This is a genomic window from Leptolyngbya sp. UWPOB_LEPTO1 (genome assembly GCF_017302695.1).
GTDB classification, from domain to species: domain Bacteria; phylum Cyanobacteriota; class Cyanobacteriia; order Leptolyngbyales; family Leptolyngbyaceae; genus Leptolyngbya; species Leptolyngbya boryana.
Genome location: NZ_JAFLCJ010000021.1, coordinates 1 through 24871, shown reverse-complemented (window position 1 = coordinate 24871; position 24871 = coordinate 1). Strand labels below are relative to the sequence as shown.

At 46.2% G+C, this 24871-nt stretch carries 28 protein-coding genes and 1 tRNA gene; 20 read left to right on the top strand and 9 right to left on the bottom strand.

Annotation, left to right across the window (positions count from 1 at the left end):
* Positions 1 to 23: 23 nt before the first annotated feature.
* The gene (locus J0L70_RS24945) at positions 24 to 1229 is read right to left on the bottom strand and encodes a SpoIID/LytB domain-containing protein (protein WP_017288557.1); all 1206 of its coding nucleotides are present in this window, start codon (positions 1227 to 1229) and stop codon (positions 24 to 26) included.
* 158 nt (positions 1230 to 1387) lie between these two features.
* Here J0L70_RS24945 and J0L70_RS24940 point away from each other — a divergent pair, with 158 nt between their 5' ends.
* The 3 genes from J0L70_RS24940 to J0L70_RS24930 all read left to right on the top strand — a co-directional run bounded on the left by J0L70_RS24940 (position 1388) and on the right by J0L70_RS24930 (position 3969).
* Entirely contained in the window at positions 1388 to 2512 is a 1125-nt protein-coding gene (locus J0L70_RS24940; protein WP_353736661.1) for a ribonuclease Z, read from the top strand.
* A gap of 167 nt (positions 2513 to 2679) precedes the next feature.
* The gene (locus J0L70_RS24935) at positions 2680 to 3660 is read left to right on the top strand and encodes an ABC transporter ATP-binding protein (RefSeq protein ID WP_190648091.1); all 981 of its coding nucleotides are present in this window, start codon (positions 2680 to 2682) and stop codon (positions 3658 to 3660) included.
* 36 nt (positions 3661 to 3696) lie between these two features.
* A complete protein-coding gene (locus J0L70_RS24930) occupies positions 3697 to 3969 on the top strand; it encodes an HNH endonuclease (RefSeq protein ID WP_017288560.1) in 273 nt (90 codons plus the stop codon).
* Between the two features lie 26 nt (positions 3970 to 3995).
* Here J0L70_RS24930 and J0L70_RS24925 read toward each other — a convergent pair whose 3' ends face one another.
* Positions 3996 to 4871, bottom strand: coding sequence for a DUF2267 domain-containing protein (locus J0L70_RS24925; protein ID WP_287456316.1), 876 nt, complete (start codon positions 4869 to 4871; stop codon positions 3996 to 3998).
* Positions 4872 to 5087: 216 nt separating this feature from the next.
* Between J0L70_RS24925 and J0L70_RS24920 the strand changes: the two genes are divergently transcribed.
* Entirely contained in the window at positions 5088 to 5555 is a 468-nt protein-coding gene (locus J0L70_RS24920) for a YbjN domain-containing protein (protein WP_017288562.1), read from the top strand.
* Positions 5556 to 5662: 107 nt separating this feature from the next.
* Here J0L70_RS24920 and rpiA read toward each other — a convergent pair whose 3' ends face one another.
* The 3 genes from rpiA to J0L70_RS24905 are packed head-to-tail and all read right to left on the bottom strand — an operon-like array spanning position 5663 to position 8365.
* Complete coding sequence (rpiA, locus tag J0L70_RS24915) at positions 5663 to 6367, bottom strand: ribose-5-phosphate isomerase RpiA (protein WP_017288563.1); 705 nt, start codon at positions 6365 to 6367, stop codon at positions 5663 to 5665.
* Positions 6368 to 6406: 39 nt separating this feature from the next.
* Positions 6407 to 7312 carry an outer membrane beta-barrel protein gene (locus J0L70_RS24910; RefSeq protein WP_287456315.1) on the bottom strand — a complete coding sequence of 302 codons (906 nt, stop codon included), beginning with the start codon at positions 7310 to 7312 and terminating at the stop codon, positions 6407 to 6409.
* A gap of 18 nt (positions 7313 to 7330) precedes the next feature.
* The gene (locus tag J0L70_RS24905; RefSeq protein ID WP_287456314.1) at positions 7331 to 8365 is read right to left on the bottom strand and encodes a FecR family protein; all 1035 of its coding nucleotides are present in this window, start codon (positions 8363 to 8365) and stop codon (positions 7331 to 7333) included.
* A 205-nt stretch (positions 8366 to 8570) separates the two neighbouring features.
* Here J0L70_RS24905 and J0L70_RS24900 point away from each other — a divergent pair, with 205 nt between their 5' ends.
* From J0L70_RS24900 to J0L70_RS24835, 14 genes are all read left to right on the top strand, one after another.
* Positions 8571 to 8771, top strand: a complete 201-nt coding sequence (locus J0L70_RS24900; protein WP_017288566.1) for a heavy-metal-associated domain-containing protein — start codon at positions 8571 to 8573, stop codon at positions 8769 to 8771.
* A gap of 191 nt (positions 8772 to 8962) precedes the next feature.
* Complete coding sequence (locus J0L70_RS24895; protein WP_287456313.1) at positions 8963 to 9511, top strand: pyridoxamine 5'-phosphate oxidase family protein; 549 nt, start codon at positions 8963 to 8965, stop codon at positions 9509 to 9511.
* 110 nt (positions 9512 to 9621) lie between these two features.
* Entirely contained in the window at positions 9622 to 10245 is a 624-nt protein-coding gene (locus J0L70_RS24890; protein WP_287456312.1) for a toll/interleukin-1 receptor domain-containing protein, read from the top strand.
* A 122-nt stretch (positions 10246 to 10367) separates the two neighbouring features.
* Positions 10368 to 10649, top strand: coding sequence for a helix-turn-helix domain-containing protein (locus J0L70_RS24885; RefSeq protein ID WP_268242903.1), 282 nt, complete (start codon positions 10368 to 10370; stop codon positions 10647 to 10649).
* A gap of 218 nt (positions 10650 to 10867) precedes the next feature.
* The gene (locus J0L70_RS24880) at positions 10868 to 11149 is read left to right on the top strand and encodes a helix-turn-helix domain-containing protein (RefSeq protein ID WP_287456311.1); all 282 of its coding nucleotides are present in this window, start codon (positions 10868 to 10870) and stop codon (positions 11147 to 11149) included.
* A 157-nt stretch (positions 11150 to 11306) separates the two neighbouring features.
* Complete coding sequence (locus J0L70_RS24875) at positions 11307 to 13214, top strand: pentapeptide repeat-containing protein (protein ID WP_287456310.1); 1908 nt, start codon at positions 11307 to 11309, stop codon at positions 13212 to 13214.
* A gap of 180 nt (positions 13215 to 13394) precedes the next feature.
* Positions 13395 to 14543 carry an esterase-like activity of phytase family protein gene (locus J0L70_RS24870; protein ID WP_287456309.1) on the top strand — a complete coding sequence of 383 codons (1149 nt, stop codon included), beginning with the start codon at positions 13395 to 13397 and terminating at the stop codon, positions 14541 to 14543.
* A 59-nt stretch (positions 14544 to 14602) separates the two neighbouring features.
* A complete protein-coding gene (locus tag J0L70_RS24865) occupies positions 14603 to 15193 on the top strand; it encodes a chromophore lyase CpcT/CpeT (RefSeq protein ID WP_017288573.1) in 591 nt (196 codons plus the stop codon).
* Positions 15194 to 15362: 169 nt separating this feature from the next.
* Positions 15363 to 16514, top strand: coding sequence for an NAD-dependent epimerase/dehydratase family protein (locus J0L70_RS24860; RefSeq protein ID WP_017288574.1), 1152 nt, complete (start codon positions 15363 to 15365; stop codon positions 16512 to 16514).
* The gene (locus J0L70_RS24855; protein WP_017288575.1) at positions 16514 to 16810 is read left to right on the top strand and encodes a hypothetical protein; all 297 of its coding nucleotides are present in this window, start codon (positions 16514 to 16516) and stop codon (positions 16808 to 16810) included. The genes J0L70_RS24860 and J0L70_RS24855 overlap by 1 nt, the downstream gene beginning before the upstream one ends.
* 9 nt (positions 16811 to 16819) lie before the next feature.
* Entirely contained in the window at positions 16820 to 17947 is a 1128-nt protein-coding gene (locus tag J0L70_RS24850) for a glycosyltransferase family 4 protein (protein WP_287456308.1), read from the top strand.
* A complete protein-coding gene (locus tag J0L70_RS24845) occupies positions 17931 to 19424 on the top strand; it encodes an RluA family pseudouridine synthase (protein ID WP_287456307.1) in 1494 nt (497 codons plus the stop codon). The genes J0L70_RS24850 and J0L70_RS24845 overlap by 17 nt, the downstream gene beginning before the upstream one ends.
* Before the next feature lie 106 nt (positions 19425 to 19530).
* Positions 19531 to 19603: transfer RNA gene (locus J0L70_RS24840), tRNA-Thr, on the top strand.
* A gap of 247 nt (positions 19604 to 19850) precedes the next feature.
* Positions 19851 to 21008, top strand: a complete 1158-nt coding sequence (locus J0L70_RS24835; RefSeq protein WP_287456306.1) for a site-specific integrase — start codon at positions 19851 to 19853, stop codon at positions 21006 to 21008.
* A gap of 27 nt (positions 21009 to 21035) precedes the next feature.
* Here the strand turns inward: J0L70_RS24835 and J0L70_RS24830 are convergent, their stop codons facing one another.
* From J0L70_RS24830 to J0L70_RS24820, 3 genes are all read right to left on the bottom strand, one after another.
* Positions 21036 to 21725 carry a hypothetical protein gene (locus tag J0L70_RS24830; protein WP_287456305.1) on the bottom strand — a complete coding sequence of 230 codons (690 nt, stop codon included), beginning with the start codon at positions 21723 to 21725 and terminating at the stop codon, positions 21036 to 21038.
* Between the two features lie 77 nt (positions 21726 to 21802).
* On the bottom strand, positions 21803 to 22108 hold the full coding sequence (locus J0L70_RS24825) for a hypothetical protein (protein ID WP_287456304.1): 306 nt from the start codon (positions 22106 to 22108) through the stop codon (positions 21803 to 21805).
* On the bottom strand, positions 22078 to 22578 hold the full coding sequence (locus J0L70_RS24820) for a class I SAM-dependent methyltransferase (protein ID WP_287456303.1): 501 nt from the start codon (positions 22576 to 22578) through the stop codon (positions 22078 to 22080). The genes J0L70_RS24825 and J0L70_RS24820 overlap by 31 nt, the downstream gene beginning before the upstream one ends.
* A 200-nt stretch (positions 22579 to 22778) precedes the next feature.
* Between J0L70_RS24820 and J0L70_RS24815 the strand changes: the two genes are divergently transcribed.
* Positions 22779 to 23999: a phosphoadenosine phosphosulfate reductase domain-containing protein gene (locus tag J0L70_RS24815; protein WP_287456302.1), complete on the top strand. Its 1221-nt coding sequence runs from the start codon at positions 22779 to 22781 to the stop codon at positions 23997 to 23999.
* Between the two features lie 52 nt (positions 24000 to 24051).
* Here the strand turns inward: J0L70_RS24815 and J0L70_RS24810 are convergent, their stop codons facing one another.
* Positions 24052 to 24297 (bottom strand): hypothetical protein, encoded by a 246-nt coding sequence (locus J0L70_RS24810; protein ID WP_287456301.1) that lies wholly within the window; start codon positions 24295 to 24297, stop codon positions 24052 to 24054.
* 177 nt (positions 24298 to 24474) lie between these two features.
* Here J0L70_RS24810 and J0L70_RS24805 point away from each other — a divergent pair, with 177 nt between their 5' ends.
* Positions 24475 to 24690: a helix-turn-helix domain-containing protein gene (locus J0L70_RS24805; RefSeq protein WP_287456300.1), complete on the top strand. Its 216-nt coding sequence runs from the start codon at positions 24475 to 24477 to the stop codon at positions 24688 to 24690.
* The last annotated feature ends 181 nt before the right edge of the window (positions 24691 to 24871 follow it).

Genomic DNA, 24871 nt, shown 5'->3' with positions numbered 1-24871 from the left:
TGAAAGTTACACATCGCCCACGATTATTGGTCAGTTTTAATGGTTGTCACTCCAGCGCCACCTCGGTAATATTCCGCCAAGATTTGCAGATAAGTCTTACCCTGACGTGCCATGTTGTAAGCTCCCCATTGGCTCATACCGACACCATGACCAAATCCTCGACCATTCACCACAAATTGCATTGAAGGTTTGCCACCAGCTTTGCTCGCTGCCAATTGTTGAGGGTTAAATGCGAATAAGGTACTTCTCAGATTCAAAGCACTTTGAATTCTTTCACCGGAAACCGTGACCGTTTTACGATCGCCCACAATTCTCATTTCTCGAACTCGTCCACAAGCTGTCGCCCGCACTGGAATCACTTGTTGAACCGTTCCCACCCCAAAAATATTGCCAAGCTCAGCCGCAGAAAGCGTTCTTGACCACTCACTGACTGGTGTGCCTTTATCAAAGTCGTTCTTGACCATTTGCAGATAAGGGCGCGACGATGACCAAACATTTTCAGAGGGTTCTGTACAGCCCCCGGCAGACGAATGGAAATACGCTTCCACCAATCGACCATTGTGAACTAAAACTTGTCCTGCCGTTTCGGCAACTGCTTGCAGTGTGCCTTGTGACTCAGTTTGCAGCCCTTTATAAACCTGAGAGGTCTGAGTATCGTAGAGATCGTAAGGTTTTCCCGCCCGAATCGATGACTCACGTCTTTCTAAGGCATAACTCCGAGCCGTTACAGCTTGAGCCTTGAGCGCTTCTTTCGGCCAGTTGCCATTCATTTCTGCGCCCAAGACGCTGAGCAAATACTGCTCTAATTCAACATTATTTACAACGGTCAAACTGCCACCTGAAGCAATCAGCCGCACAGTGCCGCGATACCAACGATTGCCAATCCAGACTACACCGTTATCTTTCGGTCGAATCGTAAGGGCACCGGATCGCCATTTGTCTAATGCCACTTGACCATTTTGTGCCTGTGCAGCAAAACCGTTCATGCCTTGGATTTCGCCTAGCAACGTTGTCTCAGCCGCATCTAACACTTGAGCATTGGTCGAACTGCCAACAGTAATTTGCGAAACTCCATTCTCGATCGCGACTCTTAAATTCACAGTCTCTCTTGCCTCAGCAGGCATGAAGGGCACTGCCCAAAGTAAGAGCGCAAAACCCCAAATTTTCGGACGATTTAGTTTTGCGGCTAGAGACGAAAGGGGCGATCGAAAATTCATTTGATTAACCATATTGCTACGGGTTTTCACTAACAACAAACAGCGGTCACACGAGGCTATCTGGATCAATCTGCCACGATTTCTCGAATTTCTAACATTTGTTAATATATGTCACTTCGTCTCGGCTGTAATCCGGATCACGGAAACCACATGAAATTTTCATCGGTTCTTTGGCTCTGACCGCCTCGGTTACAGGCAAGTTCCTGTGGCAGTATGAAGATAGTGTATTGAGTTCAGGTGAGTCGGCTTTGCAGATCACATTTTTGGGAACGAGTTCTGGTGTACCCACACGATCGCGGAATGTCAGCGCGATCGCGCTACGCTTGCCGCAGCGGGCTGAAGTTTGGCTATTTGATTGTGGAGAAGGCACGCAGCACCAGTTTCTGCGCAGTGATTTGCGAGTCAGCCAGATTCGTCGAATTTTTGTCACTCACGTGCATGGCGATCATATTTTCGGTTTAATGGGATTGCTGGCAAGCTGTGGACTTGCTGGAAATCCTCAACAGATCGATATTTATGGGCCACCGGATCTCGATCCCTATCTCAAAGCCTGTAAACGCTACTCGCAGACACATTTTTCTTATCCTGTAAAGTTTCATCCGGTTAGTCCAGGACTGGTGTTTGAGGATGAAGAATTTACAGTGACCTGTCAGTTGCTGAAACATCGGGTTCCCGCTTTTGGCTATCGGATTACCGAGAAGGATCGCCCGGGACATTTCAAAGCTGAGCTTGCCAAAGAATTAGGGATTCCTTCAGGTCCAATTTATGGAAAGTTGAAACGTGGAGAAACGGTCACGCTAGAAGACGGGCGAACGATCGATGGCAAAATCCTTTGCGGGGAGCCAGAAATTGGGCGAAAGGTTGTTTATTGTACGGATACTGTTTTTTGTGAAAGCGCGATCGAACTTGCTCAAGGTGCAGATGTTCTGATTCACGAAGCCACCTTTGCCCATCAAGATGCCGAGATGGCGTTTCAACGGCTGCATTCAACTTCGACGATGGCAGCGCAGACGGCATTACTCGCTCAGGTACAGACTTTGATCATGACGCATTTCAGCCCGCGATATGCGCCGGGAAATGCGATCGGCATCCAAGATCTGCTCAATGAAGCACGGGCAATTTTTCCGAATACAGAACTCGCCTCGGATTTTTGGACGTATGAAGTTCCGAGACGAATTGCTGCGACTAAAACCAGCCCAGCGGAATCATCTCGATCGGAGCCGGAAGCATCTCGCCTCGAAAGTCCAACAACTGCACCAGCAGCAAGTAGCCCACGCCCAAAATCAAAGAAATAATTCCAGTCATCACGGCGACAAATTTCGATCGATTCATCATCATTTCCCCAAGCTTCTAAACAAAGTTTACAAAATATAGAAGTATCGAGTCGCATGATCGCAAAAAATGCTGAAGCGGGAATTGTAAAGAGTGATTAAATGGCTACTCAGTAGTGATCGAGGCACTTATGGATTCTGCTGTTGCAACTCGCCTTCAACTTCCCACGATCGAACGCTCAATCGCGCTTCAGACCTACGAACTCAGTAAGACTTACCGCACTGGGTTCTGGATGAATAAAAAAGTGAAATCTCTCAATTCTGTAAGTCTCACAGTATACGAGGGAGAGACGTTTGGGCTGCTCGGACAAAATGGAGCCGGAAAAACCACGTTACTCAAGACCCTACTTGGCATTGTCCGCCCCACTTCAGGACGCGCCATGATTTTAGGTGCATCTTTGGGCGATCGTGCTGTCAAACAGCGGATTGGATATTTGCCTGAAAATCCTTATTTCTACGATTATTTAACGGGTTGGGAAATTCTCAACTACACCGGAGACTTGTTCGGAATTGAGCGATCGCGCCAAAAGAAACGCATTCCTGAGCTGTTAGATCTCGTCGGTCTCGCCCAATCTGCGGCGAAGAAGAAACAGTTGCGGCAATACTCGAAAGGAATGCTACAACGCATCGGTATGGCACAAGCATTAATCAACGATCCAGATTTGGTCTTTCTCGATGAACCGATGTCTGGACTCGATCCGCTCGGTCGCTATCAGATGAGAGAGATTATTGTGTCGCTCAAAGCTCAGGGCAAAACTATCTTCTTCAACAGTCATGTGCTATCCGATGTAGAGAAAATCTGCGATCGCGTTGCTTTACTTGCTCAAGGCGAACTCATTGCCCTAGGTTCGATGCAAGAACTCCTTGGAACGGCTGAAAAATATTATGTGATGGTGAAAGGCGGCAGACCAGAAATGTTGCAGCCGTGGCTGCCAGACATGGAGTTTCAGGATGGGCTTTGGTCAGGACATCTCAACGGTGCAGCAGCCGATTTTATCGATAGCCTCGCTTTGATGAATGCTCAGCTAATTTCGATGTCGTTGGCTCGTCCATCGCTCGAAGAATTTTTTGTCAAGCAATTGCGCGATCGTGGCATCCATTCAAGTTCGTGAGCGCTAGGCTAGAAGAAAGTTACTGTTTCTAGCTTCATGCACTGTCAGCTTTGCGATCGCGATGTCCCCGCACTTACTGAACACCATCTAGTTCCCAGACAACATACCAAACGCAAAAAACTTGATCCGGGTGAAACGATCGAGATTTGCCCTGCCTGCCATCGCCAAATTCATACTCTATTCGACAATCGCCAACTGGCTCAAGAACTCAATACGGTTGAGCGCTTGAAGTATGATCCAGCGATGGCGAAATTTTTGGCGTGGGTGAGGAAGCAGAATCCCGATCGTAAGGTGAGAGTTAAGCAGTAGAGGCCTACTCCCCACCCCCTATCTAATTAAGCCGTCTCCCACAAGTGGCGAATTTCATCCGGCAAGAAACTTGCAACCTCTTGAATCCGATCCTGTGATAGCTCATCTTTCGTTGCAGAAAAGACTGCTGACACAACTTGCTCCGGTGACGTATTCGGCTGCAATCCTCCTTCTTGTCTGACTCGGAACAAGAAAGTCTCTGACTTAATCTTCAACGGTGGACGGATATGACTGAGGAAATGCACGATCGGATTGGTATCCTCCCACAAATCGGAAACTTCCGTTGCTAGTGGAGTCGCCGTATAAAGCGTTCTGTCAGGATTACCTTCGTCGAGAGGAACATGTAACTCTTCTGAAACATGCTCAACTGCCTCATTCGTCATCATGTCGCGCATGGTTCGGAAGACGACTTCTGTCACATCGCGTGCATCATAGAGGTCAGAAAATCCGCCTTTGAGCGCTACTTTTTCAAGGAATGGCGTATCTTTTGTCGCGATCGGAACAGTTGTCCCAGATTGCAGAGATTCAGGCGGCTTAGCTTCCATTTCTTCGAGCATTTTCCGACCTTTCTCAGTCAGTTCAGCTTTTTTGAACTCAATCAGATGGGGCAACGGACCATCTTCTGCGCCATATGTATTGGCAATTCTCAAACCAAACTCTTCGCGATCGACAACATTCGGTACATCATCCTGATTTCCATAAGCATTTCCAGAAAATTCAGCATTGATGTACTGGCGTTGATTGAGAAAATCTAAATGTCCTAGCAGATCAACGGGAGTCAGCTTGATCCCTGCAAAATCAGTTTCATCAAATTTCACCGGATCAGGCCCTGGCCCTTGATCGCTCTCGTCGATTTTTTTCAGCATGATATAAACCACGTCATCCCGGATGGCGATCGGCATAATAATTCTCCTTTATCGCTTAGCCTCTCAACTATTCCGCGATCGACCAAATCCTTTCATCTCTCAGGTGAAGCATTTGCTATCTCTACCAATAGACAGACAAAATGGTTCAAACCTTGGTTTCCCTGCTAAAAGTAAAGAAATCCCCAAGACTAGGGCAATCCCTATCAGGAAACGCTACCGTAACTCTAAACTGGACTCTAGACCTATTTGCTTATGGAAACTTACCAACCTGATCTCGAAACTGAAACGCCTGAAGAAGCTGCGATTACAGGGATCAAGCTTATAGAAGTGATTGAAACTGTCATTGGTAGCTTGGATCAAAACAAGAGCGCAATGGTGAGCCACAGTGAGGGCAGCTCTGTATGGAAATTCAAATACGGCAGCGTAGAAACATTTGTGCAACTGACCGGAACTTCTGACGATGATGCATTTTCTGTTTGGGCACATATTCTGAATCTTCCCGTCCAAAACGAGCCGCAATTGATGCGAAAGCTACTTGAGATGAATTGGCTCAGTACGTTTGAAGCTCATTTTGCGATCGTCGATTCCAAAGTCGCAGTCGTTTCTTCTCGAACTGTTGCAGAGCTATCTCCTGGCGAAATTTCTCGGCTGATCACAATTGTGGCAACGATCGCTGATGATAACGATGATGCTTTGCAAGCAGAGTTTGGAGCAGCCTGATTTGATATCGGCTAGTTGTTTGTCAAGTTGAACATGGTGGGGAGTGGGGAGTGGGGAGCAAGAGCCATTGCTAGTTTTCTCCCTATTCCCCCACTCAATCTAACCGTTTAAAACTCTCTCACACTCGGCTGCCCATCTTTGACTTCGCCCACCATAATGATGTCTGCTACACCGACGAACAAGCCGTTTTCTAGCACACCGGGAAGGTTATTCAACGTCTTTTCTAGCTCGGCGGGTTGATCAATGCGATCGAACTTCACATCGATCACGAGATTGCCTTGATCCGTGACAACGGGGCCTGCTTTCTTCACGCCCATGCGAAGCTGAGGCTTACCGCCTAGTTTCTCGATCGCTTTCATCACCGGAGTTACTGCCATCGGCAACACTTCAACCGGAAGCAAGAACGTTGAACCCAAGTGATCCACCAATTTGCCGCTATCGACAACCACAATGAATTGGTCGGCTAAACTATCGACAATTTTTTCTTGAGTGTGAGCGGCACCGCCACCTTTGATCAGATTTTTTTGCGGATCTACCTCGTCTGCACCATCGATCGCGATATCAATTTTCTCGACTTCATCCAAAGTGACCAAAGGAATTCCGTACTGACGTGCTAAAACGATCGCTTGAAAAGAGGTGGGAATTCCCTTGATATTTTGCAGATCGCCAGATTGAAGCCGTTCTCCGATCGCCTGAATCGCATAAGCAGTCGTAGAACCAGTCCCCAATCCGACGATCGAATTGGATTGGACTTTGGCAGCAGCGGCATAACCGACTTGCTGTTTCATCAATGTTACGGGGTCTGCGTTCATGATTGGTTTCGATAAAAAAGTTTCCAATCATTCACTCTACTAGAAGAGGGGCAGGTTAAAGCCCAAACTCAGCCCGAATGACAGATTGTTTATATCGATCGCAGCATTTGACGATCGTCCAAACAAATACGACGCAGATCCGGCTAAAAATACATCTGGATTAATGTTGTAAATCACGATCGCACTAATCTGATGTTCGGTATCTGAACGAGAAACGCCTTGCGTAAAATTCTTAAACGACAAGCGATAATCTAATGCGCCCTGCACTTGCGGTGAAATGTCATAGCGCAATCTTGTACCGATCGTATTGGTAATCCGACTGTCTTCACTTGGATTCGTAAAGCTCGATCGAAATTCATAAAACGAATCCAATCGAGCTTGCTTACCTAACTGATCTTGCCGTCCCACAATCAACTGCACCGCATTATCTCGCGTCAGCAAATCACCACTCCCTGGGCGGCGCAAGGTATCTTGTACCCATCCCAACTGTCCAAATGTTCCAGGTGCAAGTCTTTGTTGAACCGCAATGTTGTACTGCTCAATGTTGTAGTTAGAATCGCCTTCAGATGCAAATCGGACAATTCCACCGCCTGCTGAGGCAATTAGTCTGGTATTCTCGCCGAGCTTGGGTGTGATGAGCAGGTGCGCTGTATTTGTGAAAACAGTATCAGATTGTTTCAGGGCTTCAAGTGCAGTGATATTGGAGCTAGAAAACACCGACGATCGCACAAGCAACTGCACATCCGGTTGACGACGAGTTTGGGCAGGTCGATCGATGATTTCAATTTCTCCGAGTTCAGATTGAGTATCTTCGGGGTCGAGGGGTTGAATATCGTCTGTCGGCGCACGATCGAGGGGAGAAGACACTGGATCAGGTTGGGCAGAACCAGGAGAAATCGTTCCTAGCGTTGCCAAAATTGTCAGCACAGCGAGAATGTAGCGCATTGGAATTTACCAAGTGAATTAATTGGGGCGAACGAAGACAGGAACGCCAACTGGAGAATTGGGATTGGGGTTGGGATTAGTATTGGGATTAGTATTGGGATTGGTGTCGGGAGTGATGGGTGGAGTGGTTGGCACAACGACATCTACAGGCGGTTGCCGTTCAGGTCGAGGCGTGGTGACATCGCGCCGATCTTGAAAGTCTCGCAGCGGATCGTCAGAATCGGTTGTGATGCAATTTGTGCTGAGCGTGCTTGCTCCTCCCCGAGCATTTAAGGTGCAGAGTCCTTCGAGTTTGCGTGCTTGCAGATTTAACGCTGAGATCGTGGCAACGCGCACTAAATTCAAAGTAGCTTGAACTTTCGCAGGCTCTTGAGCAATCAGGCTTTCTTGAGCGGGTGCTAAACCTGCCGAAAGTGAACTCGTTTGATAAAACTTTCTCAAGTCAAAGGTATTAATTTTCCCAATCACACCATTTTGTACCGTGACGGTTTCTCCACCATTAATCACAATGAAGTTGCCTTTGTTGTCTAAAATCTTGATTGGATTATTCGTGAGATTGAAAAACTGAGTTTTATTGTTTGCACCATCGACGTGAACTACCATGGCTAAACTGCGAGTCTGGTATTGCTCGCTGGTTGGAGGAGCATCGATCGCGCTCGGAGGTAATTCTGCGATCGCACTTCCATCTAATGTCTCAATCCGCGTTGCAACGGTAGTCGGCGGACTCATGATCAAAGCGGTTCCATTACGCAACTGAAACCCGCGCATTCCGGGGATAAATCGGAAAATTGCATTTGAACCAATTCGGGCGAGAGAGCCTTCATTAAAAAGGAGTTCGGCTCTCGATCGCGTTGCCGTTTTAATTGCATCTTGGGGCACTAATACATCAGAGAGTCGAGCTGGACGTGCCGGACGATTGCGCTGAAGCAATTGCGCTTGATTCGTGAGTTTGTAGACTTCACCCCGAGTTAAGAGAGCGGAGGAGGCTTGCACGGGAAGAACACAGGCGAACGCGAGAAAACTTGCCGCAACGATGCCACGTTGAATCGTCATAACAGGATTACCAATTGAATTGATCCATAAAATTTGAATAGGGAGCAGTCGCAAAAAATATGCAGTCAAGCCGTAGTTCTGTTATCCGCTATCTTGGGAATTCGATCCGGAAAGTGAAATACTCTGCAACAAAATCTATCTGTAGCGAGGGATAACTTTGCTGAGAGTTCAACAGGATAGAGAGCGTCGATATGGATAAATAACTATGGCACTCAAACTACACGTTCCGACTCTTAATAGCCCTGAAGCTGCACAAGATATTAAAGACACGATTTTGACACACGAACCTGACGCAAAAGTAGATATTAATCTGGAGCAAAAAACAGTCACGGTAGAAGGAAAAGCCTCAGAAGAAACCTTCAAACAGGCAATCACGGCAACGGGTCATCAAATTAGTGGATATTAAGGTGATTCTGCTTGAGTTGTAAAAGCTAGAAAGAGTGGGGAGTGGGGAGTGGGGAGTATTAAGAAAATCACACTCCAGACCTCGCTTTACAACTGATTTAGGTCTAACACTATGCTCATCAGCTCTGAATAAGAGCGATTCATTTCCAGAAAAATGATAAGGTTTGAATCGCTCCTCAGTCATTTAATTCAATGGCAAAGTTTTATCCGGAACTGACCGAATCTCTTCAGGAATTTATCCAGACACAGCATATTTTCTTTACTGCAACTGCGCCGATTCAAGGACGAATTAATCTCTCTCCAAAAGGCATGAATTCGTTTCGATGTTTGGATGCTCATACAGTTGCTTATTTGGATCTCACGGGGAGTGGGAATGAAGCGAGCGCTCACTTGATCGAGAATGGGCGGATGACGATTATGTTTTGCAGTTTCGCCGAGAAACCGATGATTCTGCGGCTCTACGGCACAGGCTGTGTCATTCGCCCTAGAGATCATGATTGGCAGGATTTTTATTCATTATTTGAGCCGATACCAGGGGCGCGACAGGTGGTGAAGGTTTCTCTGGAGGCGGTGCAAACGTCTTGCGGATTTGGTGTGCCCCTGTATGAGCATTTGGGCGATCGAGAAACGCTCGTCGATTGGGCAGAGAAGAAAGGAGAAGCTGGAATCCAACAGTATTGGCATGATAAAAATCAGGTCAGTATTGATGGATTACCTACGTATATTTTGAACGAGAAGTAACGATCTTTTGCCTAAATCGATAACGATCAGTATGATTCAGAGAAAAAGATACGGAGAGATTGCGATCGCGCATGAAGCTCTCTGTATCTATCTCTGATTCATCAATTATCATGAGCATCACTGTTTTCTTCTCTTATGCCCACGAAGATGAAAGCCTACGTGACAAGTTAGCCAACCATCTCAGCATTCTTAAGCGCTTGGGAAAGATTGAGGCTTGGTACGATCGACAAATCCTGCCCAGTACTGAATGGGATAGGCAGATCAACACCCATTTGGAAACCGCTAACATCATTTTGCTGCTCATTAGCGATGATTTTCTAGCATCAGATTACTGCTGGGATGTTGAAGTGAATCGAGCAATGGTACGACATGAAGCGAAGGAAGCTTGTGTAATTCCAATTATTTTACGCCCGTGTGATTGGCAAGGTGCGCCATTTGGGAAGCTACAAGGATTGCCGAGAGATATGCGTCCTGTAACAACTTGGGACAACATCGATAGTGCTTTCACAGATATTGCGAAAGGGATTCGACGGCTTGCAGAAGAGTTGGGAAAGCTACAAAGTGAGGCAGAATTGCCGACTCTCCAAAATCGAGCATATTCAGCAGAAAGCAGTATCAATCAATCAGATTCAATTGCTGCTCAAAATACTTTAAATATCTCTAATAGTTCAATCACCAATATGGTTGTGACTGGTTCAATTCACTATAACGAAGGAGATACAAAAAAAGAGTGAAAGCAATCTTAAGAGAACATATGCTTTTTTGCTAGAAATAATTAAAATAATCTTCAAGCTATACGTAAATTGGGCGAGTTTAGCGTAGCATAATTTACATTACTTCTAAGGTGAGGACTAACATGCATAAATCTCAAATCCAAAAAATTGTGGATACACAGAATATAAGTTTACAAGAAGTAAGTGAAAAATCAGGACTTTCAGTTGGATCGATTCAAACACTTGAATTAAGGATTATTGAGGATCTTGCTAACTTACAGAAAGTTGCAAAGGCATTGAACATACCTATCTCGAAATTACTTGAAGCCATTGGAAGTAAGACTGAAAATAAGACTCCGGATAGAAATCCTGCTGAGTGGTTTTGCGAACTATTTCCACAAGCTCCTGGTTGTACCAAACAGTAATTTTAGTGTATTTTATACTGCTTGGACACGTCGTGCTCTAAAGCCATACTACCTTAGAACATGATTCCTTTACTAGAGCTAGAGTGTGACTTGGAAGTGACACAACCAATCTTAGCGATTGGCGCTTTTAGATGAAAGGAATTGAAATAATCTTCAACTGCAAGTCTAGGCAATGTAGCATGCCATAATGCATGGTATTTCTATCAGGGAGATCTACTATGAATGAGTCTCGAATTCAACAATATCTTGATGCGCAGAACATCAATTTACAAGAAGTAAGTGATCGATCAGGGCTTTCAATTGAATCGATTCAAACGATTGAGTCTAGGATCAACGAAGATTTTGCGAATTTACAGAAACTGTCAGAGGTATTGAATATAGCTATTCCAAAGTTACTTGAAATTATTGGAAAGGCTTCTGTTCAAAGCAATCCTCCTGAATGGTATTGTAAGACATTTCCGGATGCAGAAATATGTAAGAAGCTGCTAAAAAAAGAGTAGTCTTAACAACAATAGTAAAATCTTTTCTGAAGATCTCATCTTCCAATGAGATCTTATTTTTTATGATTAAATTATAGTCAGAACACCATCAACGAGCTTGGAACATCATCCATCTACCTTTTCTATCAAGAAAGCTACCGCATCAGGGAACGATTCTATGGTTCGTGACATACAAAGTCTCTGTTTCAAAGAGATCGATGATCAGCACAATGACTTTCGAGGTGCAAAAGCAGGCCAGAATTTAGCTTGGAAATTTTTTCTAATCGTCATTTCAACGGCGATTATAACACTAGCTTCTCTCATTGCATTGATTGCAGCAACAATCTTAGTGCAATGCTGTATTGCAACAGGTCGAATTTCAATCGTCGCAGTAGCTCTTGTCTTTTTAACGCAAGGCGCGATTCTATTCTCAATTACAACCCTAGGAATTTCAAGAGTATACATCGTTCCACTCTTGTCAGTCTTTGTGATTAGCTTATTACTCTATTTATTTAATACAGCACCTGGGTTTGACGTTACTACATTCTCTCTTTCTCTATCGATTGGAACGATTTTCTCCTGTGTAGGAGTCATTACGATCGCGCAGTGCATTGCGTTTGCATTACTAGCCTGCACATTAAGAGGCTGCTTAATTGCGTTATTGACATCCTCTTTAATCAGCACTGGACTGGTTTGGGTTGCTGTCGATACAGCACAAACTAAAGTAGCTGGAAATTTTGCTTTTACGGTCATATTATTCCTTGGCATAGTCATTACAGCTTTCATTACTTCCCAGAGAATGCTGGAAAGAGAAGGAAGATGGAGTTGGGTTAGACCCAAAGCCACCTTTTGGGCAGCAATCGGAGGGACTTCCTTTAAAGGATTAGATCTAAGCAGACTCGATTTCACAGGAGCGAAAATAGCACATACAGATTTCAGAGCTAGGAAGTTTTATCGAACTTGTTTAAGAGAGGTCAAAGGGCTCGATTTGGCTAGAGTGGACAATCAGTACTTTGATCTAGACCTGCCCAAAGTTCAAGAATTGCTAACAGTCGGCAGCAGTAAAGCTTCTGATTTTAGCCGTGTAAATCTATGTGGAGCATACCTAAGAGGGGCTGATCTAAGGCGTTGTAACTTAAGTGAAGTAAATCTTGATGGAGCCGACTTGAGAGGAGCAGATTTGCGCGACAGTATCTTGGTACGATCGATTCTCACGAATGCAGATTTAAGCCAAGCAGACTTAACTGGTGCATGTATTAAAGACTGGAGCTTTAATCAGCAAACTGTTCTCACAGGTGTGAAATGTGATTATGTTTATCGAGAGTTTGAGAATAACCAACCTACTGATCGATATCCTAGCGATCGCGATTTTCAACCCGGTGAATTTGAGTCCCTATTTCAGAAATTGACCAATGCTGTTGAGCTTGTCTTTCAAGATCAAATTGATTGGAGAGCTTTGAGCTTTACCTTTGAGAAGTTCAGGCTCGAAGATGATGGCATGGGGCTAGAACTCAAAGGAATTGAGCAGCGGGGAAATTATTGGATTGTCAAAGTCACGCATGGAGAAGGAGTCTCTAAGCAACAGGTTGAGCAACAAGTTCAGAGTACTTATGAAGATCTGCGATCGATTATGGAAGTAAAAGACAAGCAGATCAATCGATTACTCGGCATTGTAGAAACCCAAACAGAAGCAATGCAGCAGCAAGCTGAAGCCCTAACAAATTTTAGTCAGCAACCCTTTGGGAATCATTTCTTGATCTCAGGCAGTACAATTACCAATCTTGCTGGGTCAGGACAGATTGAGTATCGCGAAGCGGCTCATGGAGTTCGCAGTCTCATCACGAATCAGATTGATCCCAATTCAAATCTACAAGAGCTACTCGGTCAACTCAAACATCAAAACGTCGCAACTACTTCTGCAACTCAGAGAGACTTGATCCAACAAGTTTTACTCTCTGAAGCAGATCGAGATCCGGTGCTAAAACAATTTCTACTCAAAAAAGGACAACACATTCTCGATCGCTTACCAGATGGAGAATTTAAAATCGCAATCCGAAATGCGATCTCGTTGATAAGAAATGACTGAAATTGCTCAGCGCGGATTGCAATGTCTTGTCTAAAGAAGCGCGATCGTGATCCAGATCTTGAATCTGATGCGATCGCGCAAGAAATATTTCGATCAGAATCGAGAGATCGAGACAGACAAATTCAAACACTCTGAGCTATCCGCGCTAAAGTGAAACAGGAATTTTCAAGGGAAAGATCAATGCGTCGCTGGGTTTCTTGGATCGCGATCGTCTGTTGTTTTCTCGGTTTGACTGGATGCAGTCTGCCCCAAGTCAAAGCAGAAGATCGACTGTTTTTACCGTTGCAAGTGGAATTCTTGGGCAGCCATACCTTGTCTGATAAGCAATTTCAAAATACGGCAGTCGGAGGCCTCTCAGGGATTACTTACGATCGTAAAAATGATCTTTATTATGCGGTCTCAGACGATCGCAGCGATCGTAACCCTGCACGGTTTTACACGCTGAAATTGAACATCGATTCAACCCCACGGCTGCAATCTGTTGAAATTCAAAACGTCATAACCCTGAAAGATGAGAACGGGGAGCCGTTTCAGAACAATACGATCGATGCAGAAGCAATCTCCTTGTCTCCTCAGAAAACCGTCTTCATTTCCAGCGAAGGTGCAGCGAATCAAAGTATCTCTCCCTTTCTTGGAGAATTCGATCTACAAACCGGACAACTGAAGCGAAAACTAAAACTGCCAGACGCTTATTTTCCAGATGAATTAGGGATCAAACAAACGCGCGGTATCCAAAATAATCGTGCGTTTGAAGCGATGTCACTCAATGCAGGGGCTGCGACTGCACCACCCGCTGAACCCTATCGCCTATTTGCAGCGCTTGAATCGCCTCTGGTTCAAGATTTATCCTTACCGAACCGCAGCGAAAGCGTTTTGAATCGAATCTTGCACTATCAGTTTATCGGCGATCGGGCTGCTCTGATTTCTGAACATGCCTACCCGCTCGATCCTAAACCCGCGAATACGATCGAATACGGATTGACCGATTTACTCTCGATCGACCAGGGCGGACACTTTTTGAGTTTAGAGCGATCTCTAGGACTCGGCGGATTTCAAGCGAAACTGTTTCAAGTCGAAACTGGAACCGCCAGCGATACTTCCAGGATCGAAACATTGCGCGATGCGACAGGCGTACAAACCGCGCGCAAAGAGTTGCTCCTAGACCTCAATACGTTAGGTGTACGGCTCGATAATTTAGAAGGCATGACTCTGGGAGCACGATTCCCGGATGGCTCTCAGAGTCTCATCTTGGTGAGCGACGACAATTTCAATGGACTCGTGCAAATTACACAGTTTCTCCTCTTTCGACTGACAGGGTTAAAAGGCTAAGTCTTTGTCCCACGCAACGTTCTACAATTTAAGTCGCACGTCTTTTATATATAAATCGCATGTCACACTCTACCGATATCGCCACCCTAGCGCGCTGGATGGCAGCCGATTTTAGCAATCAACAACAGGCATTTGAAAATCCGCCCATGTATGCTCACATTCGAGTGTGTATGCGCCCGTTGCCCTTTGAACTGCCCGGTGGAATTGGATTTTTTGTCGAACAGGCATACGATTACATGCTCAATGTCCCCTATCGGTTGCGCGCCTTGAAATTAGTGGCACACGCCGATCATATTGAAATTGAAAATTATCACGTGCGCGATGAAGAAAAATTCTACGGCGCATCCCGCAACCTCGATCGCCTGAAAGAACTCAGCCCCGACCAGTTTGAGAAAATGCCGGGATGCAACATGATCGTGCACTGGACAGGCAGCAGTTTCAAAGGCAGCATCGAACCCGGCAAGGCTTGTATGGTCACTCGCAAAGGGCAAGAAACCTATCTCGATAGCGAATTTGAAATCAACGAATCGTGGTTTACCAGTCTCGATCGCGGTCGTGACCCACAGACCGATGAGCAAGTTTGGGGATCGGTTGCAGGACAATTTGAATTCGTGCGCTGGGCGAGTTTTGCCGATGAAATCCGAGCATGACGTGATCTAGGATACTTAGACCGAGTGAAAAAATAATTCCCAGGATAGAGATTTTCCTTGAGTAGCGCGGTTTAGAGTGAGATTCACTCTAAGTCGTTGCTAGAAGCGATCTTCTGAGTGCCGAAACCTGATAGATTTGGCAAAGTATCGGCAGAAAAGATTGAGCAAGATGAAAGTCCTAGTAATTGGTGGTGATGGCTATTGTGGATGGGCAACTGCCCTCTACTTGTCCAATCGAGGTCATGAGGTCGGCATTCTCGATAGCTTAGTGCGACGGCATTGGGACAATGAATTATGCATTGATACCCTCACCCCGATCGCACCAATTAAACAACGCTTGCAACGCTGGAAAGACATTACCGGAAAGACGATCGATCTTTTCATCGGCGATATCACAAATTACGAATTTCTCAGCAAAGCGATGGATCAGTTCCAACCGGATGCGATCGTGCATTTCGGCGAACAGCGGTCTGCCCCGTTCTCGATGATCGATCGCGAACATGCCGTTCTGACTCAAGTCAATAACGTCGTCGGAACGCTGAATTTGCTCTACATCATGAAAGAGCGCTTCCCCGATTGTCATTTGGTCAAACTCGGGACAATGGGCGAATACGGCACGCCGAATATCGACATCGAAGAAGGCTACATCACGATCGAGCACAACGGGCGCAAAGATACCCTGCCCTATCCGAAGCAGCCCGGCAGCATGTATCACCTCAGTAAGGTGCATGACTCGCACAATATCCATTTTGCCTGTCGGATTTGGGGCTTGAGAGCCACTGATTTGAATCAAGGAATCGTCTACGGAGTCTTGACCGAGGAAACCGGAATGGATGAGATGCTGATTAACCGTCTCGACTATGACGGCGTATTTGGAACAGCGTTGAATCGATTCTGTATTCAAGCAGCGATCGGACATCCGCTAACCGTTTATGGAAAAGGCGGACAGACTCGTGGATTCCTGGATATTCGCGATACAGTGCGCTGTGTAGAACTCGCGATCGAGACTCCAGCACAGCCCGGAGAATTCCGCGTCTTCAATCAATTTACTGAACTGTTTGGCGTAGGCGAAATTGCCAGCATGATTCAGAAAGCAGGGTCATCCATGGGCTTGAAAGTTGATGTTCAAAACTTTGACAATCCTCGAATTGAGAAAGAAGAACATTACTTCAACGCGAAAAATACCAATCTGCTGGATTTAGGCTTGCAGCCTCACTATCTCTCTGACTCGTTACTCGATTCATTGTTGAACTTCGCGATTAAATACAAAGATCGCGTTGATCACGATGAAATTCTGCCGAAAGTGACTTGGAAGCGCTAATGAACCATCGAGGGCTGCTCTTATTACTGACCACGATCGTGCCTGGATTGAGTGCGATCGTCATTAGCACGTTCTATCTTTTTCCAGAATGGGCAGCCCTCGATCGCGCTTATCGCAACTATGAGCAATTGAGCCGAACTGGAGCCGGAGCGCGTGAACTCTCGATCGCTCAATCTGCCGAAGTACGTCATCGAATCAACTGCTTTGCAGAAGGACTCGGAGTGTTACTCGGTGGTGTGATTGTCGCGATTGGAGTTCATGGATTGTGTGGATTACCTGAGAAAACATCGAACTAAATTTTGAATATGCGGATTGCTCTATTTACAGAGACATTTCTTCCCAAAGTTGATGGGATTGTTACCCGACTCAAACATACTGTCGATCATCTGCAAAGACAGGGCAATCAAGTCCTTGTGTTCTCGCCTGATGGAGGCCTAACCGAATATAAGGGCGCAAGAATTCACGGCGTTTCAGGCGTTCCGCTTCCCTTGTATCCAGAACTCAAGCTGGCTTTTCCGCGACCTTCGATTGGGGATGAACTCAATCGATTCAAGCCTGATCTGATTCATGTCGTCAATCCCGCAGTGTTGGGATTAGCAGGGTTACTCCATAGCAAATTACACAGTGTTCCGCTGGTTGCTTCCTATCACACCCATTTACCAGAATATCTTCAGCACTATGGGCTGGGTGCTTTAGAAGGTGTGCTTTGGGAATTGCTGAAAGCAGGACATAATCAAGCAGAAATCAATCTCTGCACCTCTACTGCCATGATGCAGGCATTGACCGAGCACGGGATTGAGCGCGTGAGACTGTGGCAGCGAGGAGTCGATACTGAAACCTTTCAGCCTCATTTAGCAAGTTTAGAAATGCGATCGCGGCTTTCTCAAGGTCATCCCGAAGCTCCATTGTTACTTTACGTGGGGCGGCTCTCAGCCGAAAAAGAAATCGATCGCATTAAACCTGTGCTCGAATCGATTCCCAATGCTCGCTTAGCTCTAGTTGGCGATGGTCCAAATCGGCAAGTGTTAGAAAAGCATTTTGCTGGTACTCATACGAATTTTGTGGGTTACTTAGCAGGTCAAGAGCTAGCTTCTGCCTTTGCTTCGTCTGATGCATTTGTTTTTCCGTCTCGGACTGAAACTTTAGGCTTAGTGCTGCTCGAAGCAATGGCAGCAGGTTGTCCAGTGGTCGCGGCTCGCTCAGGTGGAATTCCTGACATTGTGGAAGATGGCGTGAATGGCTATCTCTTCGATCCGACCGATGAGAATGGTGCGATCGTTGCCACGAGATCGCTCTTAGCTCAAACCGAAACGCGAGAAATGATTCGCCAAAATGCCCGCCATGAAGCAGAGCGTTGGAGTTGGTCATCTGCAACCAAGCAATTGCAGAACTACTATGAAGGCGTTTTAGCAAAACATGCGATCGCAGCTTGATCCTGATGGAGTTACCTATTGGTATGAGGGAATTTGTCCAAACTCAAATACTCTCCTGCGACTACCACGCACAAAATCCGTCGAAGCGATCGCGCGTCAATTGATGCAAAATCTTTCAGCTTGCGAAGGTAAGATGTACGGCGTTTTACTAGCTCAGTCTGCTTCTGGAGAGCAACACATTCTCAAAGCTTTTTCTGGCTTACTAAATGGACGGAGCGTTGTTGAAGGGTGGGTTCCGCCGATTCCGGGTCGCGATCGCGTGCAACTCGAAGAAGCTAGAACTTTAACCCAACTCAACTCGATTCAGCAGCAATTAATTCAACTCTCTTGTATCCCTGAGCGTCAGCAGTACAAAATTCTAGAGACAGAATACAAGCAGAAACTTGAACAACTCTCAATCCTTCATCACCAACGAAAACTTGAACGCCAACAGCAGCGAAAAAATCAAGATCTGGCTTTTGAATTAGATGAACAAAGCAAACGCGATGGCATTGAGAAACGCAATCTAAAACGCGATCGCGATTCACATCTCATTCCACTCAAACAAATCATTGATCAAGCTGATGAACAGATTCGTCAGCTTAAACAAAAACGTAAGCGACTCTCGCAGCAACTTCAAGCACAGATGCACGCTAGCTATCGAGTGACAAATTTTGCTGGAGAAGCGCGATCGCTCAGCGAGCTTCTCACCTCAATGCCCACGGGAACCGGAGAGTGCTGTGCGCCTAAGCTTCTACATTACGCTGCAACTCATGATTTAAAGCCGATTGCAATGGCTGAGTTTTGGTGGGGTGAACCGATGGGAGACAAAATTCCAGGACAATTCTATGGAGCCTGCGTGGAGCGTTGCCAACCCATGCTCGGATTTCTGCTTGCTGGCACAAGTTCGATTGAGACAGTCTATCAGGATGATCACCTCGTTGTCGTCAATAAACCTGCCGGGTTGCTTTCCGTCCGAGGGCGATATGGGCAGGATTGTATTCTCGATCGCTTCTCTGAACCGCTCATCTCCGTTCATCGATTAGATCAAGATACTTCTGGCTTACTGATTCTTGCGCGCGATTCACAAACCTACAAGCACTTAAGCCACCAGTTTGAACAGCGCCAAATTCATAAAATTTACACAGCAGTCCTAGAAAGAGAAATCGCTGACTTAGAAGGTCAGCTCGATCTACCCTTATGGAGTGATCCAAACGATCGTCCAAAACAGAAGGTCAATTATCAGTTTGGCAAACCCTGTTTGACCTATTTTCGCGTCCTGAATTCATGCCAAGTTGAATTTCGACCGATTACCGGCAGAACGCATCAACTCCGGGTGCATGCGGCTCAAGGATTAGGATCAGCGATCGTCGGCGATCGACTGTATGGGAATTCACAAGGAGATCAACGCTTACATCTGCACGCACGAGATATTCGATTCACCCATCCGATCACAGGCGAAACGATCGACTTGACAACAAAAACGCCTTTTTTTTGAAAAAAGTGGTGCGCGATGCAAATCTTTTGTTACGATATACATCGCGCGCAGTAATATGAATTGTTGGCTCCTCAAGTCAATGATGTCTAGTTGCTGAATCGTACACGCTGGTGTAGCTCAGTTGGTAGAGCAGCTGATTTGTAATCAGCCGGTCGCAAGTTCGAGTCTTGTCACCAGCTTTCAGTAAAATTAAGCATTTCAGGCTCCCGGTAAGGCTTCTAGCCCTTGCCGGGAGCAGCTTTTTGAAAACCTCTAAAAAACACGACCGTTATTTTTGGGTGAGTTTAGGTGAGATTGTGACGCGGATTGTGATCCAGATTGTGATCCGGGTTGAGATCAGAAAAGTCATAAAAATCCAGTACTAGCGCCTTAACTGCCTCCTATGATTCTGAACGTCAACGCACTTCAGCAATTCAGAGGTCGTTCATGTACGCCAAAAATTCTCGACGAAAGGCAAAAGCGGGGTCAGTTCAAGTGAGCGATCGCCGTGGTTATCTGCGAATCATTTTTACGCATGGTGGGAAGCGCCATTTCATGGCGACAGGCTTGCCGAATACCCCGCTCAATCACAAACTAGCCCAAGAGACAGCGTTTCAAATTCAGCGCGATATCGAGTACGGCGAGTTTGACCCCACTTATCAAAAGTACAAACCGCAGTCAGCGCTCACAACCGTTGATGATGCTACACCTCTACCCACGGCAATGCCAACCTTACCTGATCTGTGGTCACAGTATTTGGAGGTCAGAAAACCGGGCAAATCTCCCTCGACCGTCAGAATGTATGGTTGGGTTGCCAATCATTTAGAACGGTGTCCTCATAAATCGCCCAACGATGCCCAAGCGGTGTTTGATTGGTTATCGGGTCATGTCCCAGCTGAATCGACTCAGCGTGTTCTCACTCAACTTTCGGCTTGCTGTAAGTGGGCAAGAAAATCAGGGTTGCTGGACTCGAATCCCTTTGATGGCATGGCAGCAGAAATCATCGTCAAAAAGACGGGGACTGAAGAAGAGGAAATCAATCCATTCACGCAAGAAGAGCGCGATCTCATCATTGCTGCTTTCAAAGAGAGTCGCTACTACAAGTACTACACACCGCTCGTCGAGTTTCTCTTCTACACAGGTTGTAGACCTTCCGAAGCCGTCGCCTTGCAATGGAGGCATATCGGAACTGCCAACGTGACCTTTGAACGAGCTTTGGTTTATGGCGGTCGGGCTGGGTTAGTGCTGAAAAAGGGACTGAAAACGCAGGAGCGCCGCAAGTTCCCAGTCAATGCTCAGCTTGCAACGATTCTCAAGGCAATTCGACCGTTCAAATCTGACCCAGAAGCTTTGGTCTTTCCGAGCCGACAAGGGAAGTTGATTGATTGGCACAACTTTACCAATCGAGCTTGGATGACGGTACTGAAGTCACTACCGGATATCGAGTACCGCAATCCCTATCAAACCAAGCACACATTTTGTAGTCTTTGCCGTGCAGCGGACATTCCCAGTATCCAGATTGCCAAATGGGTCGGAACTTCACCCGAAATGATCGATCGCGTTTACGCCAAACCAACTGACCACATTCAAGTTCCAGAACTCTGAATCGAAAGCTCATTCCACAAGGTGCATCTACTCATTCTCTACCAATTGCCAATTCTCAATTTCTGCCACAACAACAGCGACTTGTTTCTTGCTTACGAGTGGAAGGTGATTCGTGAAGTATTCCTCTAAGCGCAACGATTCATCAAGGTCATTTGGCGATTCAAAATCATGGACTTTGATCTGCCAGTCTCGATCCCAAAAGATGCGATCTGCAAGTTCATCAATCATAGTGCGCCACAAGTCGAGATCGTCTGAGCGATCGTTAAAATTGTCTAGCTCCTCGTTGGGTTCAAACTCCTCAATGCCTGCTTGCCATGCTGGAAGGAGATGCTGCTCAAATGCTTTCCAGATTAAGTGACGGTAGTAAAATTTAATCTCTTCGTCCTCCTCAGACCACTCTTCTTTGCCCATCATGATTTCGTCTCCAACCCGCAGCTTTAGGAAAGCAAAGGGGTAATAAGCAGCAGCTTCGGTAACATTTGTGAGTGGTGGGGCTGAGATCGCTGGATTGAGCAAGGCAATCAGACAGGTATGAAGTAACACAATTTTCTGATTGATGTTAGCGTTGTCAAAGATGCGATCGCCCGTTTTGACCTCTATCTCATCAAAATCACGGCTGTCTTCAAGATGCTCGATCAAATGCTGCACCGCAGTTAGATAAACTTCTGCTTCAGTCCCTTGTAGGATACGTTCTCCCAGGTTGGTACGCCACACCATAAAATCATTTCCTCAGCCCTTATGCCAAAGATCTTCGAGCATGAAAGCATCGAATCCTGGATGAATTCAGATTCTCTTCAGGTTGAATAACGATTTTCAGCGATCGTGGAGGCGATACTCAACATTTGCCGCAATCCAATGTGACGACACAGGTATAGCTCTCGCCGTTGCCGGGAGGGTGCTGTTTTCATCTGCTCTAAATCTTGAAAGAGTCCGTTGTAGTGAGCTAATAGGTGTTTGATGTCCCACTCACGATTTTCTCCGACTGGCCGTGCCCAATCGCCGGAATAATACAGGGTCATCGCATCAATCCCAGCAAACGCTGTGAAGTGAATGGCATCCAGTCCAGTTTTCACCAGTCGTAGAACTTCATCGAGATACACTGCGCCGATCTCTTTACGATCCGACGATCGCGATCGCACAGTTCTGCGAATGCTGCGTAGTGGGGATAGTCTGGGGCAACGAAGGTTTCTTTACGGTGCAGAACAAATGGATTATCACTGTCTCGATAATCGCGATCGCTAATTTCGCCTGTCTTGAGATCGACATGAATGCTTCGCTGAAGTGCTGGATGTGCATCAGCATCAAAGCCTGGATAGGAGAGATAAGAGATTTTAGGCTGATTGATGTTGAACTTAATCAGCGTCGGTGTGATGCGTTGCTCAAGGTGATTGTGGGCTAACTGTTCGTACTTCTGTAATATTGGGTCAAGATTTAGTAGTGCAGAACTATGAACATAAAAGGCTCCGAGAAGACGCTTGCCGATGGGAGCGCGAGCACAGCATTCCATAACTTCAGCAAACTGTTCGTCAATCGATTCTGAAGGGCACGTTGCCAACTCTATGCTGCCCATAAAGCTTATCCAGTCGCTAACCCTAGCATTAGGATATTCGCTGAGTCCGATCGCAGCAAAAATTCAGTACGATTATACTAAAACTAAATCAGAGTCTCTTCTAGCGTGTGAAATTACTTTCTTAAGTTTTCTACGCTATATCTAGCGTGAAACGCCAAAGTTCTGCTATTGTTAAGAGCCGTTGGGAGGACGAAGGAACGATGAGAACCTTAAGTTTATTTGAGGAAGAGCGTCTCACATTGCCGAAAAGCATTGAGTTGTCGGCAGAATCGTTGCGTCATTATGGTTCTTTCTATAAACATTGGGCGATCGCGTTCTCAGGCGGAAAAGATTCTGCGGCAACCGTGACGCTCGTGGCTCATTTGATTGAGACAGAGCAAGTCCCTAGACCTGAAAGCCTGACCATTCTTTACGCAGATACTCGACAGGAATTACCGCCACTACACACCTCTGCGATCGCTATTTTAGAGGCGTTACGCGATCGCCTTGAACCGAAATTGGGCAAAGATGGCTTTCAAACCCGTGTGGTCTTGCCTGAACTCGATCATCGGTATTTTGTCTATATCTTAGGTCGAGGTGTGCCACCTCCCTCCAATACGTTTCGCTGGTGTACGCCGAAGCTGAAAGTGATGAGCATGGAGCGAGAATTGGAAGCTTTGCGCCAGGAGCGAGGTGAAAAGTTTCTGATGCTGACCGGAGTGCGGATCGGTGAAAGTGCGGCTCGTGATCAGCGCATTGCTGTAAGCTGCACCAAAGATGGCGGCGAATGTGGTCAAGGTTGGTTCCAGCACTCATCTTCAGGCGCGGTCGCAGATACACTGGCTCCTATCGTTCATTGGCGCGTTTGCCATGTTTGGGACTGGCTACTCAATGCCGATCTGGAGCTTGGCTTCCCGACGTTTGAGATTGCCAGAATTTATGGGCAAGATGTTAGCGATGGCGAAGAACCACTGAACGCCAGAACTGGATGTATTGGCTGTCCATTGGTTCAGAAAGATGCGGCTCTCGATCGTCTTATTGCCCAGCCCGAATGGGAATATCTCTCACCGCTACAAAGGCTAAGACCCCTGTATTGGGAGGTGCGGAAGCCGCAGTACCGCTTGCGGAAGCATGGGGAAGAACGGAAGTCTGCGACAAAATACATTGGGAGAAATCGGTTAGGTCCACTCCATTTGGATGCGCGTCGTTGGATGCTGGAACAGGTGTTGGCGATTCAGGAAGAAGTGAATGCAGCAGCGCGATCGTTGGGTAAGCCAGAAATTAGCCTGATCAATAACGAGGAACTGGCTCGAATTGAACAATTGATTGCGGCTAATACTTTTCCCGATCGCTGGAGTGGTAAGGAACATCGAGGCGATGAATGGTTGCCTGAAGTTTTACCGGATGGAAGTGTGCAAAATCTGCTGTTTGATGAAATTTGACTTTAGCAGTAAGAGCTTGAACTGGATTCATTACTCTTACTGCTTGGGTAATTTAGTCGATTTGGATTGAGCGGCTTGCAACGCTGATCACTTCATCGGAATTTTTGAAAGGGATGGGACGGCTCCATGCACTGCCGGAAATGATGTTGTATCGGTGAAGCATTCCGACCATACGATCAACAGCTTTGCGAGTTCCTACTAGAGTAATTTTTACAGGCTCCTCATCTGAGAAAGGATTGCTAAAAGTCTCTTCTGGGGGCTGATTAGAATCGCCAGAAGAATCTCGATCGATGAACATTGCTCTTTCTCCTTAAAGTGTCATATTGCTGTCACAGTCCAATTGGTCTTTAATTAGATTATCACAGTCCAATTGGACTGTATACGAGAATGCCAACCTCTGACACGATGGATCAGACTTTGAGCAAGCCTGATCGACAGAGGTATGGGGAAAGCGGGTAGAGTTCTTAAAACAGTGATGCAAAGCTACGGTATTAGCCAAGGTAGGTTAGCCGCAGCAATGGGAATCGGTTCGTCCAATGTCTACCGTTGGGCGAATGAAATACGTGATCCAGGTTCAGAAACAGTGATGAAAATCTTAGAAGCCTTAGAAGGACTGAACTCTGAAGCGGCAGCAGAATTTAGAAGGCTCTACATGAACAATGAATTAGAAGGAAATGAGGACACAAACTAAGCAATCTTCCAAAAGCTTCTATGCCATTGTAGTGACTCAATTCTTGGGTTGTAGTGAGGTGGAACCAAAAAGCTGGACAGGTGAATAAGCTACCCCCCCTCAACCTCATGGTAAGAGTAGATTATGAGCCAAAACAAACGCAAACAACACAGTGCCCAATTCAAAGCCAAAGTCGCACTTG